Annotated in this window: 14 protein-coding genes; 6 read left to right on the top strand and 8 right to left on the bottom strand. The window is 55.6% G+C overall.

The features are described from left to right. The first annotated feature begins 7 nt into the window (after window positions 1-7). Complete coding sequence (gene fruA / locus ABLU80_RS11545) at window positions 8-1,702, top strand: PTS fructose transporter subunit IIBC (protein ID WP_015365696.1); 1,695 nt, start codon at window positions 8-10, stop codon at window positions 1,700-1,702. Window positions 1,703-1,755: 53 nt separating this feature from the next. Here fruA and nfo read toward each other — a convergent pair whose 3' ends face one another. Next, window positions 1,756-2,610: a deoxyribonuclease IV gene (nfo, locus tag ABLU80_RS11540; RefSeq protein ID WP_020078284.1), complete on the bottom strand. Its 855-nt coding sequence runs from the start codon at window positions 2,608-2,610 to the stop codon at window positions 1,756-1,758. Window positions 2,611-2,707: 97 nt separating this feature from the next. After that, window positions 2,708-3,757, bottom strand: coding sequence for a YeiH family protein (locus ABLU80_RS11535; protein WP_348849987.1), 1,050 nt, complete (start codon window positions 3,755-3,757; stop codon window positions 2,708-2,710). A 374-nt stretch (window positions 3,758-4,131) separates the two neighbouring features. Here ABLU80_RS11535 and yieE point away from each other — a divergent pair, with 374 nt between their 5' ends. Beyond that, window positions 4,132-4,998, top strand: a complete 867-nt coding sequence (gene yieE / locus ABLU80_RS11530) for a DNA-binding transcriptional regulator YeiE (RefSeq protein WP_015365699.1) — start codon at window positions 4,132-4,134, stop codon at window positions 4,996-4,998. Here yieE and ABLU80_RS11525 read toward each other — a convergent pair. Both ABLU80_RS11525 and ABLU80_RS11520 read right to left on the bottom strand, forming a co-directional pair. Further along, window positions 4,976-5,482, bottom strand: a complete 507-nt coding sequence (locus tag ABLU80_RS11525; protein ID WP_032712049.1) for a hypothetical protein — start codon at window positions 5,480-5,482, stop codon at window positions 4,976-4,978. The genes yieE and ABLU80_RS11525 overlap by 23 nt on opposite strands. After that, on the bottom strand, window positions 5,479-5,946 hold the full coding sequence (locus tag ABLU80_RS11520) for a hypothetical protein (protein WP_032712047.1): 468 nt from the start codon (window positions 5,944-5,946) through the stop codon (window positions 5,479-5,481). The genes ABLU80_RS11525 and ABLU80_RS11520 overlap by 4 nt, the downstream gene beginning before the upstream one ends. A 215-nt stretch (window positions 5,947-6,161) precedes the next feature. Here ABLU80_RS11520 and ABLU80_RS11515 point away from each other — a divergent pair, with 215 nt between their 5' ends. Together ABLU80_RS11515 and cirA are read left to right on the top strand one after the other, a co-directional pair. Beyond that, window positions 6,162-7,631, top strand: coding sequence for an amino acid permease (locus ABLU80_RS11515; protein ID WP_015365702.1), 1,470 nt, complete (start codon window positions 6,162-6,164; stop codon window positions 7,629-7,631). A gap of 303 nt (window positions 7,632-7,934) precedes the next feature. After that, the gene (gene cirA / locus ABLU80_RS11510; protein WP_015365703.1) at window positions 7,935-9,908 is read left to right on the top strand and encodes a catecholate siderophore receptor CirA; all 1,974 of its coding nucleotides are present in this window, start codon (window positions 7,935-7,937) and stop codon (window positions 9,906-9,908) included. Between the two features lie 69 nt (window positions 9,909-9,977). Here the strand turns inward: cirA and arsC are convergent, their stop codons facing one another. The 4 genes from arsC to fghA form a co-directional block, all read right to left on the bottom strand. Then, a complete protein-coding gene (gene arsC / locus ABLU80_RS11505; RefSeq protein WP_020078288.1) occupies window positions 9,978-10,412 on the bottom strand; it encodes a glutaredoxin-dependent arsenate reductase in 435 nt (144 codons plus the stop codon). A 12-nt stretch (window positions 10,413-10,424) separates the two neighbouring features. Then, window positions 10,425-11,714: an arsenic transporter gene (locus tag ABLU80_RS11500; RefSeq protein ID WP_047466083.1), complete on the bottom strand. Its 1,290-nt coding sequence runs from the start codon at window positions 11,712-11,714 to the stop codon at window positions 10,425-10,427. A 34-nt stretch (window positions 11,715-11,748) separates the two neighbouring features. Continuing rightward, a complete protein-coding gene (locus tag ABLU80_RS11495) occupies window positions 11,749-12,069 on the bottom strand; it encodes a metalloregulator ArsR/SmtB family transcription factor (protein WP_045376776.1) in 321 nt (106 codons plus the stop codon). A 150-nt stretch (window positions 12,070-12,219) separates the two neighbouring features. After that, on the bottom strand, window positions 12,220-13,056 hold the full coding sequence (gene fghA / locus ABLU80_RS11490; RefSeq protein WP_116299845.1) for an S-formylglutathione hydrolase: 837 nt from the start codon (window positions 13,054-13,056) through the stop codon (window positions 12,220-12,222). 343 nt (window positions 13,057-13,399) lie between these two features. Here fghA and folE point away from each other — a divergent pair, with 343 nt between their 5' ends. After that, window positions 13,400-14,068 carry a GTP cyclohydrolase I FolE gene (folE, locus tag ABLU80_RS11485; RefSeq protein WP_015365708.1) on the top strand — a complete coding sequence of 223 codons (669 nt, stop codon included), beginning with the start codon at window positions 13,400-13,402 and terminating at the stop codon, window positions 14,066-14,068. Window positions 14,069-14,083: 15 nt separating this feature from the next. Next, entirely contained in the window at window positions 14,084-15,241 is a 1,158-nt protein-coding gene (gene yeiB / locus ABLU80_RS11480) for a DUF418 domain-containing protein YeiB (protein WP_348849986.1), read from the top strand. Window positions 15,242-15,305 lie beyond the last annotated feature (64 nt).

Here is a 15,305-nt window from a genome sequence, read left to right as displayed (position 1 = left end):
AGGCATAATGAAAACGCTGCTGATTATTGATGCCGGGCTTGGACAGGCTCGCGCCTACATGGCGAAGACCCTGCTCAGCGCCGCGGCGCAGAAAGCGCACCTTGAGCTGATTGATAACCCGAACGATGCCGAACTGGCCATCGTACTGGGGACCGCGCTGCCGGCCGATAGCGCGCTGAATGGTAAAAACGTCTTTCTGGGCGATATTAACCGTGCTGTCGCCCATCCGGAGCTGTTCCTGGGTGAAGCGAAAGATCACGCTAAGCCGTACGTTGCGCCAGCGGCGGTAGCCGTTCCGGCCGCCGCCCAGGGGCAGAAACGTATTGTCGCCGTTACCGCTTGTCCGACCGGTGTAGCTCATACCTTTATGGCGGCGGAAGCCATTGAAACCGAAGCCAAAAAACGCGGCTGGTGGGTGAAAGTGGAAACCCGCGGCTCCGTGGGGGCCGGTAATGCTATTACCCCGGAAGAGGTGGAGCAGGCGGATCTGGTGATCGTCGCCGCCGACATCGAAGTCGATCTGGCGAAGTTCGCCGGTAAACCGATGTATCGCACCACCACCGGACTGGCGCTGAAGAAAACCGCGCAGGAGCTGGATAAAGCCGTTGCGGAAGCGAAGCCGTACCAACCATCCGGCAAACCGCAGGCCTCCGGTGACGGTAAAAAAGAGTCGGCTGGCGCCTATCGTCACCTGCTGACCGGCGTCTCCTACATGCTGCCGATGGTGGTCGCGGGCGGTCTGTGTATCGCGCTGTCGTTCGCGTTCGGTATTAAAGCGTTTGAAGTGAAAGACACCATGGCGGCGGCGTTGATGCAAATCGGCGGCGGTTCAGCCTTTGCGCTGATGGTGCCGGTACTGGCAGGCTTTATCGCGTTCTCCATCGCTGACCGTCCGGGTCTGACGCCTGGTCTTATCGGCGGTATGCTGGCCGTGAGCGGCGGTTCCGGCTTCATCGGCGGTATCATTGCCGGTTTCCTTGCTGGTTATGTGGCGAAGTTAATCAGTACTAAGCTGAAACTGCCGCAGAGTATGGAAGCGTTGAAGCCGATTCTGATCATTCCACTGATTTCCAGCCTGATTGTCGGCCTGGCAATGATCTACCTGATCGGTAAACCGGTGGCGGGTATCCTGGCCTGGCTCACCCACTGGCTGCAAACCATGGGGACGGCGAACGCGGTGCTGCTCGGCGCGATCCTTGGCGGCATGATGTGTACCGATATGGGCGGCCCGGTGAACAAAGCGGCTTATGCTTTCGGTGTGGGTCTGTTGAGTACTCAAACCTACGCGCCGATGGCGGCGATTATGGCGGCCGGTATGGTGCCACCGTTGGCGCTTGGCCTGGCGACGCTGATTGCCCGCAACAAGTTCGACAAATCACAGCGTGAAGGCGGTAAAGCGGCGCTGGTTCTGGGTCTGTGCTTTATTACCGAAGGGGCGATCCCATTCGCCGCACGTGATCCGATGCGCGTACTACCTTGCTGTATCGTTGGCGGCGCGGTGACCGGCGCTATTTCAATGGCGGTTGGCGCGAAACTGATGGCGCCGCACGGAGGTCTGTTCGTTCTGCTGATCCCTGGCGCCATCACTCCGGTGCTGGGTTATCTGCTGGCGATTATTGCCGGTACGCTGGTCGCGGGTCTCTCTTACGCGGTGCTGAAGCGCCCGGAAGCGCCGGCGGCGGAAGCTGAAAAAGCGGCGTAATATAAGCGCAATAAAAAAGGGCCGATTTGTCGGCCCTTTTTTTGTGTCTGGATTCAGGCCACTTCGGCGGTCTGCTGCGCCCGCAGCCAGGCAATTTCTTCCGCCCAGATATCCGGGTTAATGGTTTCCAGAATCAGCGGGATACCATCGAAACGGTTATCCTGCATGATCCAACGAAAAGCATCATGGCCGATATTGCCTTCACCCAGGCTATGGTGACGGTCGACTCGGCTGCCAAAAGCGCTTTTGGCATCATTCAGGTGCATGCCGCGCAGATACTGGAAGCCGACGATCCGTTCGAATTCGGCGAAGGTCTTTTCACACTCCTCCGCGCTGCGTAGGTCATAGCCGGCGGCGAAAGCGTGGCAGGTATCAATGCAGACGCCAACGCGGGATTTGTCTTCAACGCCGTCAATGATGGCGGCAAGATGTTCAAATTTAAAACCGAGATTGCTGCCCTGACCGGCGGTATTTTCGATAACCGCGGTTACGCCTTCGGTTTTCGCCAGCGCGATGTTGATGGATTCAGCGATACGCGCCAGGCATTCATCTTCCGGGATCTGCTGCAGGTGGCTGCCCGGATGGAAGTTGAGCAGCGTTAATCCCAACTGCTGGCAGCGGGTTAATTCATCGATAAAGGCCTCGCGGGATTTCTCCAGCGCTTCTTCGACCGGGTGACCGAGGTTAATCAGGTAGCTGTCGTGCGGCAGGATTTGCCCCGGGCCGAAGTGATATTTTTCGCAGGCGGCTTTGAATTCGGCAATCGCTTCGTCGGTGAGCGGCGCGGCGCGCCATTGACGCTGATTTTTGGTGAACAGGGCGAAGGCGGTCGCTTCGATTTCGGCGGCGCGGATGGCGGCATTGGCCAGCCCGCCGGAGGCGCTAACGTGCGCTCCAATATATTTCATAAAAAAACTCCAGTTAAGCCGCTGGGGGGAGGGTAATGATAGCGGCTTAACCGGAGAGTTACAGCAATGAATGAATATCGACGAGAAAACTTACTGCTTAGCCAATCAGGTGGTGGATAGCGAAGTTAATCGCGCCGCCGCCAACAATCAGCCAGACGAACAGCATCAGCGCCATCAGCAGCGGCTTCGCACCGGCTTTTTTCAGTGCGCTGACGTGGGTGGTTAAGCCCAGCGCGGCCATCGCCATCGCCAGCAGTACGGTATCGAGGGTGACCAGCATATCGACGACGGCTTTCGACAGCAGGTGGAAGGAGTTAAATACCGCCACCAGAATAAACAGAATGGCAAACCACGGAATGGTGATTTTGCTCTTTTCGCCGTTACCGGCTGGCGCCAGTTGTTTCACACGAGCAGCAATGAACAGCAGGAACGGAGCCAGCATCATCACGCGCAGCATTTTGGCGATAACCGCGGCATTTTCGGCGTCCGGGCTAACCGCGTGACCGGCGGCAACGACCTGGGCGACTTCATGCATGGTGGAGCCCATATAGATGCCATAGGTTTCCGGAGTGAACCAGTGCGCCAGCAGCGGATACATCGCCGGGTAGAGGAAGATGGCGATAGTACCGAAGATAACCACTGTCGCCACGGCCACCGTCACTTTACTGGCTTCGGCTTTGACGACCGGCTCGGTGGCCAGGACCGCCGCGGCGCCGCAGATGCTGCTACCGGCGCCGATAAGCCAGCTGGTATGTTTATCGAGCCCGAAAACCTTCTGCCCGAGGAAACAGGCGATAAAGAAGGTGCTGGACAGCGTCAGTACGTCAATCAGGATCCCGCTGACGCCGACGTCAGCAATCTGGGCAAACGTCAGACGAAAACCATAAAGAATGATCCCCAGGCGCAGCAGATACTGCTTGGCGAAAATCACCCCGCCGTCGCAGGACTGCCAAATTTTGGGATAAACGGTGTTACCGACCACCATGCCGAACAAGATAGCCAGCGTCAGCGCGCTGAAGCCCGCGCCGGCGATAGCAGGGAAACTGCCTGCCCACAGGGCGGCGCCGGTCAACGCGGCGGTCAGCGCCAGGCCTGGGACGAAATGCCACAGGGTGCGATGTTTAGTGGGTAAAGTGAGTGCTGTCATAACCTTCTCCTTTGTCTGGGCAAAGAATACGACTGGCTGGTTTAAAAATAAAATTGATTATATATTTATAATCTATCGGAATAAGTGATAAACCCTTCATCCTTCGCGCTGCAGATGTGTTGGCTGCGTTTACTCACCCCAGTCACTTACTGATGTAAGCTCCTGGGGATTAATGAGGGACATCCTTGTCCCTCACCGGAGGCCAGCCTTTGACTGGTCAAATTCGTTCCTGACGAATTTGTCGCTCACTTGCCGCCTTTCTGCAGCACGAATGATTTTGGGTTATACCCTTCATCCTTCAGGCCACAGCCCTGCTGATTTATGTCACCATAGCGTTGACGGTTATCCAGCTTGGGCTAATAAACAGGTGAGTTATGCATATCACGCTACGGCAACTGGAAGTTTTTGCTGAGGTTTTGAAAAGCGGGTCAACGACGCAGGCGTCACAGATGCTGGCGCTTTCGCAGTCGGCGGTGAGCGCGGCGCTAACCGACCTGGAGGGGCAACTCGGCGTTCAGCTGTTTGACCGCGTCGGTAAACGGCTGGTGGTCAACGAGCATGGCCGCTTGCTCTACCCGCGGGCGCTGGCGCTGCTGGAGCGCGCCGGAGAGATAGAACAGCTGTTTCGCGGCGATAATGGCGCGATCCGCGTTTATGCCAGTAGCACCATCGGCAACTATATTCTGCCGGAAATCATCGCCCGCTACCGCCGCGACTTCCCCGAACTGCCGCTGGAGCTGAGCGTCGGCAACAGCCAGGATGTGATTAATGCGGTCAGCGATTTGCGCGTCGATATTGGCCTGATTGAAGGGCCGTGCCACGCGGCGGATATTATCGCCGAGCCGTGGATTGAAGATGAACTGGTGGTGTTCGCCGCCCCTGATTCGCCATTCCTGGAAGGCGAATTGACGCTGCAACGGCTGGCGGAAGCGCAGTGGATCCTGCGCGAGCATGGCTCCGGCACGCGAGAGATCGTCGATTATGTGCTGTTGTCGCATCTGCCCGCATTTCAACTGGGCATGGAGCTTGGCAACTCAGAGGCCATTAAACATGCGGTGCGCCACGGACTAGGCATCAGCTGCCTGTCGCGGCGAGTCATTGCCGAGCAGCTGGAGGCCGGAACGCTGGTGGAGCTCAAGCTGCCGCTACCGCGCCTGACGCGCACGTTGTGGCGTATTCGCCATCGGCAAAAACACGTTTCCAAGGCGCTGCAGCGCTTTATCCGTTACTGCGAGGTGTAGCGGTATCCCTTATTGGCGCGTAGCCGTGCTGCACGCAGATCTCCGGGGTTCTGGCATAATGCCAGCTGCCCATGGGAACGGGTTCCCAGCAGCGAATATAGCGCGGCGAGCCGTATACCGTAAAATGTAAGGTAAAAATGGCGCTGTTGATGACGATCAGCAGCGCCAGCGTAAATCCGGCGATAGCGGTCAGCAGGCGATTTTCATAACTTCCATCGACGGTTTTACCACGCAGCACTCTGTCCATCCGCCAGGCGAATGAAAAAAAGAGCAGCGCGGAGCCGGTAAAATTGGCCTTCAGTAAGGAAACGGAGGCGAAGTCCGGCCAACCGCGTAATTTCAGTAATGGCAGATAGTCGGTTGCTAAATAGAGCGCGTAAACCCCTAGCGCCGGAAAAATAAGCCATGCGTTTAGCTGTTGCCAGATTCGCTGTGCGCGAGTGGCCTGCGGTTCGGCGTTAGCAACTTTTGCTGGTTTCTTCACGGGGTATTCTCCCTATTAGCAATGGGGGAGGGGATTTGCACCCTTTTGTCGAAATGGTCGCACCAGTCGCTATTCCACACGTACATATAAATGGTGTGTTTGCTGTATTGCTTGCATACGCCGTACTGCGGGTTATCCCGATAGTGGTCCATCGTGCGCCAGTCCAGCCAGGCGAAAGCCGCAATATAGATAAGAGAAAAGGCGCAGAAGACTTTGCATAGCCGAACCATCAGCCGCTTTTTCACTCCGACGCCCGCCAGTAGCCCCAGCAGCCCCGCAATCGCAAGAGGAAGCGCGCCGACAAGAAAAGTCTCCCTGTTATCGGTCAGGTAATTTGGCAGCCGCAACCAGTGTTCCAGCACCGTGATACTGGCGTACAGGCCAATAACGAATAGATACAGGCAGAAAATCGCCAGTAGCAGAAAGGCATCGGGGGCCAGGCTGCGACGAGTGGGGGAAACCATAAGCTGACTCCTTCAGCATTGTGACAATCCTCGCGTTATTTTGCCGTAAGCCGCGATTTTTTGTCTGTTTTTTTATGCGCCAATGCAGGATTACTGCTTTACTAATAATTTGTGTCAGATCATGAAGCTCTCTTATAACTTTGCATTTGTACCGGATGGATGGACGATCGTCTGCTACAATCGCGCCTCATTTTTTGGATGGATAGCATTTTCACATGGTTTCGGAAACTAAAACCACAGAAGCGCCCACGCTCCGCCGCGAGCTAAAAGCGCGCCACTTGACCATGATCGCTATTGGCGGTTCCATCGGTACAGGTCTTTTCGTTGCCTCTGGCGCAACAATTTCTCAGGCAGGCCCCGGCGGCGCGCTGCTTTCCTACATTCTGATCGGTCTGATGGTGTATTTCCTGATGACCAGCCTCGGCGAGCTGGCGGCGTTTATGCCGGTTTCAGGCTCTTTTGCGACCTACGGTCAGAACTATGTAGAAGAAGGCTTTGGTTTCGCGCTGGGCTGGAACTACTGGTACAACTGGGCGGTGACTATCGCCGTTGACCTCGTTGCTTCGCAGCTGGTGATGAGCTACTGGTTCCCGGATACACCCGGCTGGATCTGGAGCGCCTTATTCCTCGGCATCATGTTCCTGCTGAACTGGATCTCGGTACGCGGCTTCGGCGAAGCGGAGTACTGGTTCTCGCTGATTAAAGTTGCCACCGTGATTATCTTTATCATCGTCGGCATTATGATGATTTTTGGCATTTTCGAAGGCGCCAAGCCGGCGGGCTGGAGCAACTGGGGCATTGATGATGCGCCGTTTGCCGGCGGTTTTGCGGCGATGATCGGCGTGGCGATGATTGTCGGCTTCTCCTTCCAGGGCACCGAACTCATCGGTATTGCCGCGGGCGAATCGGAAAATCCGGAGAAGAACATTCCGCGCGCGGTGCGTCAGGTGTTCTGGCGTATCCTGCTGTTCTATGTCTTCGCGATTTTGATTATCAGCCTGATCATCCCGTATACCGATCCGAGCCTGCTGCGCAACGACGTTAAAGACATTTCCGTTAGCCCGTTCACCCTGGTATTCGAGCACGCCGGTCTGCTCTCTGCGGCGGCGATCATGAACGCGGTTATCCTGACGGCGGTGCTGTCGGCGGGTAACTCCGGGATGTACGCCTCTACGCGTATGTTGTATACCCTGGCGTGCGACGGCAAAGCGCCGCGCATTTTCTCGAAGCTGTCGAGAGGCGGCGTACCGCGCAACGCGCTGTATGCGACTACCGTGATTGCGGCGCTGTGCTTCCTGACCTCGATGTTCGGCAACCAGACGGTCTACCTGTGGCTGCTGAATACCTCCGGGATGACTGGCTTTATCGCCTGGTTGGGTATTGCGATCAGCCACTACCGTTTCCGTCGTGGTTACGTGTTGCAGGGTAACGATATTAATAACCTGCCGTACCGTTCCGGGTTCTTCCCGCTGGGGCCGATCTTCGCCTTCGTACTGTGCCTGATCATCACCCTTGGCCAGAACTATGAAGCCTTCCTCAAGGACACCATTGATTGGGGCGGCGTGGCGGCGACCTACATCGGCATTCCGCTGTTCCTGGTTATCTGGTTTGGTTACAAGCTGGTGAAAGGTACCCGCTTCGTGCGCTACAGCGAAATGAAGTTCCCGGAACGCTTTAAAGGCTAATTCCACACTCTACCGTTTTCGATAAAGCCCTCTTTTAAAGAGGGCTTTTTTTATGCCAGCAAGGCTTACAAACGGACACACTTCTTCATAATTGTATTGATAATTGTAATCATTATCCTTATCATTTCGGCAAATTCAGGATGAAGCCAATCTCCATATCTTGCCGCTCAACTACGAAAGGCAGGGGGTGACCAGCCACATCGACTGTAAAAAAATTGCGCGCGGCCGCCAGAGCCGCGTGTCGACAGGATGTGCAAGCAGCACCCTTTGTTTGATTTGTAGTTGACCTCATGGAGATTTGGTATGTTCAGGTTAAACCCTTTTGCCCGGGCGGGACTGTGCGCGTCCGTCGTAGCATTGGCATTTCCGGCGCTGGCCGCAAATGATGACGAAACGCTGGTTGTCACCGCCGCGGCGACTGAACAGAGCGTCAAAGATGCGCCCGCCAGTATCAGCGTGATCACCCAACAGGACTTGCAGCGTAAGCCGGTGCAGAACCTGAAGGACGTGTTGCGCGATGTGCCTGGCGTTCAGCTCACTAACGAAGGGGATAACCGCAAGGGTGTCAGCATCCGCGGTCTGGATAGCAGCTATACGCTGATCCTCATCGATGGCAAACGGGTGAACTCGCGTAACGCCGTCTTCCGCCATAACGATTTCGATCTGAACTGGATCCCGGTGGACTCCATCGAGCGGATTGAAGTAGTGCGCGGCCCGATGTCCTCCCTGTACGGTTCCGATGCGCTCGGCGGCGTGGTCAACATCATTACCAAAAAAATCGGCCAGAAATGGACCGGAACCCTCAGCAGCGATGCCACCATTCAGGAACACCGCGATCGCGGTGACACTTATAACGGCCAGTTCTTCACCAGCGGCCCGCTGATCGACGGCGTGCTGGGGATGAAAGCCTACGGCAGCCTGGCGAAACGTAGTAAAGACGATCAGCAATCTTCCAGCAACGCTGCGGGTGAAACGCCGCGCATTGAAGGTTTCACCAGCCGCGACGGTAACGTTGAGTTCGCCTGGACGCCAACGGAGAATCAGGACATTACCGCCGGCTACGGTTTCGATCGCCAGGATCGCGACTCAGACTCGCTCGACAAAAACCGCCTTGAACGCCAAAACTACTCTTTGACCCATAACGGGCGCTGGGATGTTGGGAATAGCGAAGTGAAATTCTACGGCGAGAAAGTGGATAACAAAAACCCGGGGCAGGCTGGGACCATTACCTCTGAAAGCAATGCGGTGGATGGTAAATATGTGATGCCGCTGGGTATGATCAACCAGATCGTCACCCTCGGTGGTGAATGGCGCCACGATAAACTCAAAGATCCGGTGAACCTGAGCAGCGGCGGCAAATCGACTTCCGCCAGCCAGTACGCGCTGTTCCTCGAAGACGAGTGGCGGATCTTTGAACCACTGGCGCTGACCACCGGCATCCGTATGGACGATCACCAAACCTACGGCGATCACTGGAGCCCGCGTGCGTACCTGGTCTATAACGCCACCGATACCGTGACCGTGAAAGGCGGTTGGGCAACGGCCTTTAAAGCGCCGTCGCTGCTGCAATTGAACCCGGACTGGACCACCAACTCCTGTCGCGGTAGCTGCAGCATTATCGGTAACCCGGATTTGAAGCCGGAAACCAGCGAAAGCTTTGAGCTCGGTCTGTATTACAGCGGTGAAGAGGGCTGGCTGGAGGGAGTTGAAGGCAGCGTGACCGCCTTCCAGAACAACGTTGACGATATGATCGACATCCTGCGCACCTCCAGCGCCAGCGAAGCGCCGGGTTACCCGAACTTCGTCGGCTGGAAGACCGTGAACGGTAAGCGTGTGCCGGTGTTCCGTTACTTCAACGTCAACAAAGCGCGGATTAAAGGCGTAGAGACCGAAGTGAAGGTTCCGTTCGGCGAAGAGTGGAAACTGACGGTCAACTATACCTATAACGATGGTCGCGATCTGAGCAACGGCGGCAATAAACCGCTGCAGACGCTGCCGTTCCACACCGCTAACGGTACCCTCGACTGGAAACCGCTGGAGGATTGGTCTTTCTACGTCACGGCCAACTATACCGGCGAGCAGCGTGCGGTAAGCGCGACGGGTAAAACCCCAGGCGGTTATACCATGTTCGATATCGGCGCCGCGTGGCAGGTCAGTAAAAACGTGAAACTGCGCTCCGGCGTGCTTAACGTTGGCGACAAAGATCTGAACCGCGACGATTACAGCTACACCGAAGATGGCCGTCGCTACTTTATGGCCGTCGATTACCGCTTCTGATAGCGATAAACTGTCTGCCGCCGCTGAAGTAACTTCAGTGGCGGCAGCCCCGATAATACGTGTACGCCGCTATCCGCCAGGTATCAGCCGCTTGCCCCTTTCATCCACCACCTTTTCTCCATCCTCTTTGCTAAAAGCGCCTTGCTGCGGATCGGGCAGGATATCCAGTACCACTTCAGATGGCCGACATAAGCGGGTTCCCCGTTCAGTGACCACAATAGGGCGATTAATCAGGATGGGATGAGCGAGCATAAATTCTATTAACTGCTCGTCGGTGAACTTGTCCTCCGCGAGTCCCAACTGGGCATAAGGTTCAACATTCTCGCGTAGCAGAGTACGCACGGCGATCCCCATCTCTGCGATAAGTTTAACCAGCTCATCGTGAGTCGGCGGTGTTTCAAGGTAGTGAATAACAGTGGGTTCATTACCGCTGTTACGGATCATCTCCAGTGTATTACGTGACGTACCGCAGGCCGGGTTGTGATAGATGGTGATATTACTCATATGAGTTTCTCGTTATAGAGTGAGAGAGAGCCGCAGCGCCAGCGCGGCCAGAGTGACAAACAGCACAGGTAGCGTCATGATGATGCCCGTGCGGAAGTAATATCCCCAACTGATGGTCATGCTTTTCTGCGACAGTACGTGCAGCCACAGCAGGGTCGCCAGACTGCCTATTGGCGTGATTTTGGGGCCTAAATCGCACCCGATCACGTTGGCGTAGATCATCGCTTCTTTGATAACGCCAGAAGCGGTGCTTCCTTCAATCGACAGTGCGCCCACCAGGACCGTTGGCATATTGTTCATTACCGACGACAGGAAAGCGGTCAGGAAGCCCGTGCCAAACGTTGCCGCCAGCAGTCCCTTATCCGCCAGCATATTCAGCACACCCGATAGATATTCCGTTAAGCCCGCATTGCGCAGACCGTAGACCACCAGGTACATACCCAGCGAGAAAATAACGATCTGCCAGGGCGCGCCGCGCAATACTTTACCGGTATTGATGGCGTGACCTTTTTTCGCAACGGCAAACAGAACAGCGGCTCCGACAGCGGCGATGGCGCTAACGGGCAGCCCCAGCGGTTCAAGAACAAAGAAACCAACCAGCAACAAAAGCAAAACAACCCAGCCGGCTTTGAAGGTTGCGGGATCTTTAATCGCGCTGGCAGGTGTTTTCAGCAAAGTGACGTTGTAAGTTGCTGGAATATCCCGGCGGAAAAACAGATGCAGCATGCCCAGCGTGGCCGCTATGGCAGCAATATCAACAGGAACCATCACAGAGGCGTATTGCGTAAAACCAAGCCGGAAGAAATCAGCTGAGACAATATTGACCAGATTGGAAACGATAAGCGGCAGGCTGGCGGTATCGGCAATAAACCCGGCAGCCATGACAAAGGCTAATGTTGTCCTTTTGCTGAACCCCAGAGCGAGCAGCATGGCAATGACGATGGGCGTCAGAATGAGCGCTGCGCCATCGTTAGCAAACAGCGCCGCAACGGTCGCGCCTAACAGGATAATCCAGGTGAACAGCAGACGACCGCGCCCGTTGCCCCAGCGGGAGACATGCAGCGCAGCCCATTCAAAAAAGCCCGACTCATCGAGCAGCAGGCTGATGATAATCACCGCGATAAAAGTTGCTGTTGCGTTCCAGACGATATTCCAGACAACGGGAATATCACTGAGATGAATAACGCCGCTGGCCAGCGCCAGTATTGCGCCAATACTCGCGCTCCAGCCGATGCTGAGGCCCCTGGGCTGCCAGATAACCAACACCAGCGTGAATAAAAAGAGACTACCGGCCAACAACATTCTCTACTCCGATATATGCGTTTCTATATATGTATCAACAGGTGGCGCACGCTGTTTTCTTGCGCCATTCGTCAATATCTTCCCTCATGCTCTGCCTGGTCGTGGCAATGATCTCCGCCGCCCAGGCCGGCATATGGGGCGAGAGGCGATAGTGGACCCATTTCCCTTGCCGGCGGTCGAGTACCAGTTCAGATTCACGTAATATCGCCATATGGCGAGATATTTTCGGCTGGGATTGCCCGGTGGCGGCACACAGATCGCAGACGCACAGTTCGCCGGACTCACGCAGCAACATGATGATGGCTAAACGGGTTTCATCCGCCAGGATTTTAAACAGCTGGATAGGCTTTATCATGGTTGACCAGATTATCATGGAGGTACATATATGCTAAATCATATATGTTGTGTTTTAAATAACAAATTATCGCCCGTAGCGACAAGATAGTTCCTGACGAAGATATAAAGCCGGGCAAGCGGAGCATGCCCGGCGGAGGGAAATAGAGGGTTACTTAAACAGATGCTCCGCGTGGAAGCGCAGATGATCTTCTATAAAGGTGGCGATGAAATAGTAGCTGTGGTCGTAGCCGGGCTGGATACGCAGGCTCAGTGGCCACTGTTTCTGTCGCGCCGCCTCTGCCAGCACCGCGGGCTGTAGCTGGGTACCGAGAAACTGGTCGGCGTCACCCTGATCAATTAATGTGGGAATGGCATCCCCGGCCTGGCTTGCCTGCATGAGTGCGCAGCTGTCCCACTCCTGCCAGTTCGCTTCATCATTGCCGAGATAGGCGCTGAACGCCTTTTGTCCCCACGGAACTTTGCATGGGTTAACGATCGGCGCGAAGGCCGAGACGCTGGTAAAGCGCCCTGGGTTTTTCAGCGCCATGATGAGCGCGCCGTGGCCGCCCATCGAGTGGCCGCTGATAGCGCAACGGTCGGCGACCTTAAATTGACGGTTAATCAACTGCGGTAGCTCATCGCGCAGGTAGTCGTACATGCGAAAATGTGCCGCCCACGGCGCCTGAGTGGCGTTGAGGTAAAAACCCGCGCCTTTACCGAGATCGTAACCGGCATCATCGGCGACGTCATCACCGCGCGGGCTGGTGTCGGGCATCACCAGCGCGATGCCAAGTTCGGCGGCGACACGCTGGGCGCCAGCCTTGGTGGTGAAGTTTTCGTCATTGCAGGTCAAACCGGATAGCCAGTACAGCACCGGCGGCGGGGCGGTTTCCGTCGTCGGCGGTAAAAAAATGCTGAACGTCATCGCACAGTTCAGGGTACTGGAGTGATGACGCCAGCGCTGCTGCCGACCCTCGTAACAGCGATGTTCTTCAAGCAGTTCCATGCAGGGCTCCTCGGGTATCTATGTGTAATGCTTAATAATACAGATATTTCATTAACCGGTGAGTAACTTTCACTTTCCCGTCGCGCAAAGCTATTGCATCATTAATACGAGTTATAAAGAACGTCTCTAAACATCTACAGTGCTAATGAATGCGCGCGAGGGCGGTAGGGCTCGCTGGCGTGGCGCATCGACAACGTCCAACCGCAGCGGTAAAAATGAAAGGTTGCGCCAATTTCAATAATTATCGTGACGGCTACTGGATTATGTGCGCCACCTCACGCACAATGAGTGCAAACTTTGCCCTCAGAAGAGCAAAGAGCGCCACACCTGCAGGAGAACCTAAATGTCATCATTGAGTAAAGAAGCCATACTCGTTCATGAAGCGCTGGTCGCTCGTGGGCTGGAGACGCCGCTGCGTCCGCCAGTACAAGAAATTGATAATGAAACGCGCAAGCGTCTGATCGCCGGGCACATGACTGAGATTATGCAGCTGCTGAATCTTGATCTCAGTGACGACAGCCTGATGGAGACTCCGCATCGCATCGCAAAAATGTACGTTGATGAGATTTTCTCCGGTCTGGATTATGCCAGATTCCCGAAAATCACCGTTATTGAAAACAAAATGAAAGTTGACGAGATGGTGACGGTCCGCGATATCACGCTGACCAGTACCTGTGAACATCACTTTGTGACGATTGACGGCAAAGCGACCGTTGCTTATATCCCGAAAGATTCGGTAATCGGCCTGTCGAAAATTAACCGCATCGTGCAGTTCTTTGCCCAGCGTCCGCAGGTGCAGGAGCGCCTGACGCAGCAGATTCTTACCGCGCTGCAGACTTTGCTCGGTACCAGCAACGTCGCGGTATCCATTGACGCGGTGCATTACTGCGTGAAAGCGCGCGGCATCCGCGATGCGACCAGCGCCACGACCACCACTTCGCTTGGCGGTCTGTTTAAATCCAGCCAGAATACCCGCCAGGAGTTCCTGCGCGCCGTACGTCACCACAATTAATTCGGAGCAGGGTGCATGGAGAGAAACGTCACGCTGGACTTCGTTCGCGGCGTCGCCATCCTCGGCATTCTGCTACTGAATATCACCGCCTTCGGCTTGCCGAAGGCGGCCTATCTGAATCCGGCCTGGGCCGGGAGTATTTCGCAGAGCGACGCCTGGAGCTGGGCAATCCTCGATCTGTTTGCGCAGGTAAAATTCCTCACCCTGTTTGCACTGCTGTTCGGCGCCGGATTGCAAATGCTGCTGGTACGCGGTAAACGCTGGATCCAGTCGCGGCTAACGCTGCTTGCCCTGCTTGGTTTTATCCACGGTCTCTTTTTCTGGGACGGCGATATTCTGCTGGCCTATGCGCTGGTGGGGCTGATTGCCTGGCGCATGGTGCGCGATGCCCATCATGTTAAATCGCTATTTAATACCGGCGTCGTGCTTTATCTCATCGGTATTGCGGTGCTGGTATTGTTGGGATTAATTTCCGCCAACGGCGCCAGCCGGTCATGGGTGCCCGATGCCGCGAATGTGCAGTATGAGCAGTTCTGGAAGCTCAAAGGCGGTCTGGAGGCGGTGAGCAATCGCGCGGATATGCTGTCCGATAACCTGGTGGCGCTTGGCGTGCAGTATGGCTGGCAGCTGGCGGGGATGATGCTAATGGGCGCGGCGCTAATGCGCTGCGGCTGGTTGAAAGGGCAGTTTAGCCTTAGCCATTATCGCCGCGTCGGGGCTGTGCTGATTATTGCCGGAATGATGGTAAATGTGCCGGCCATCGCCGCGCAGTGGTATTTGCAATGGGACTACCGCTGGTGCGGTTTTCTGCTGCAGGCGCCGCGTGAACTTGGCGCGCCGCTACAAACCATCGGCTATGCCGCGCTGGCGTGGGGATTCTGGCCGCAATTATGCCGCTTTCGTCTGGTTGGGGCGATTGCCTGCGTTGGGCGGATGGCGCTCAGTAACTATTTACTGCAAACCCTGATCTGCACCGCGCTGTTCTATCATCTGGGCCTGTTTATGAAATTTGACCGTTTACAGCTGTTGGCCTTTGTGCCGGCGGTGTGGGCCGTTAATCTCCTCTTCTCGCAGTTTTGGCTGCGTCATTTCCGCCAGGGGCCCGTTGAGTGGCTATGGCGTCAGTTAACCCTGAGAGCCTCAGGGACATCATCCAGAGATACATCTGTATAACGATCTCGATCACAATCATTAACAAAATGGATGTAACCGTTTCCAGCCGTGTGACCTCACTCAC

Source organism: Klebsiella sp. CN_Kp104 (assembly GCF_040064515.1).
Classification (GTDB): domain Bacteria; phylum Pseudomonadota; class Gammaproteobacteria; order Enterobacterales; family Enterobacteriaceae; genus Klebsiella; species Klebsiella aerogenes.
This window is presented reverse-complemented; position numbering and strand designations above follow the sequence as displayed.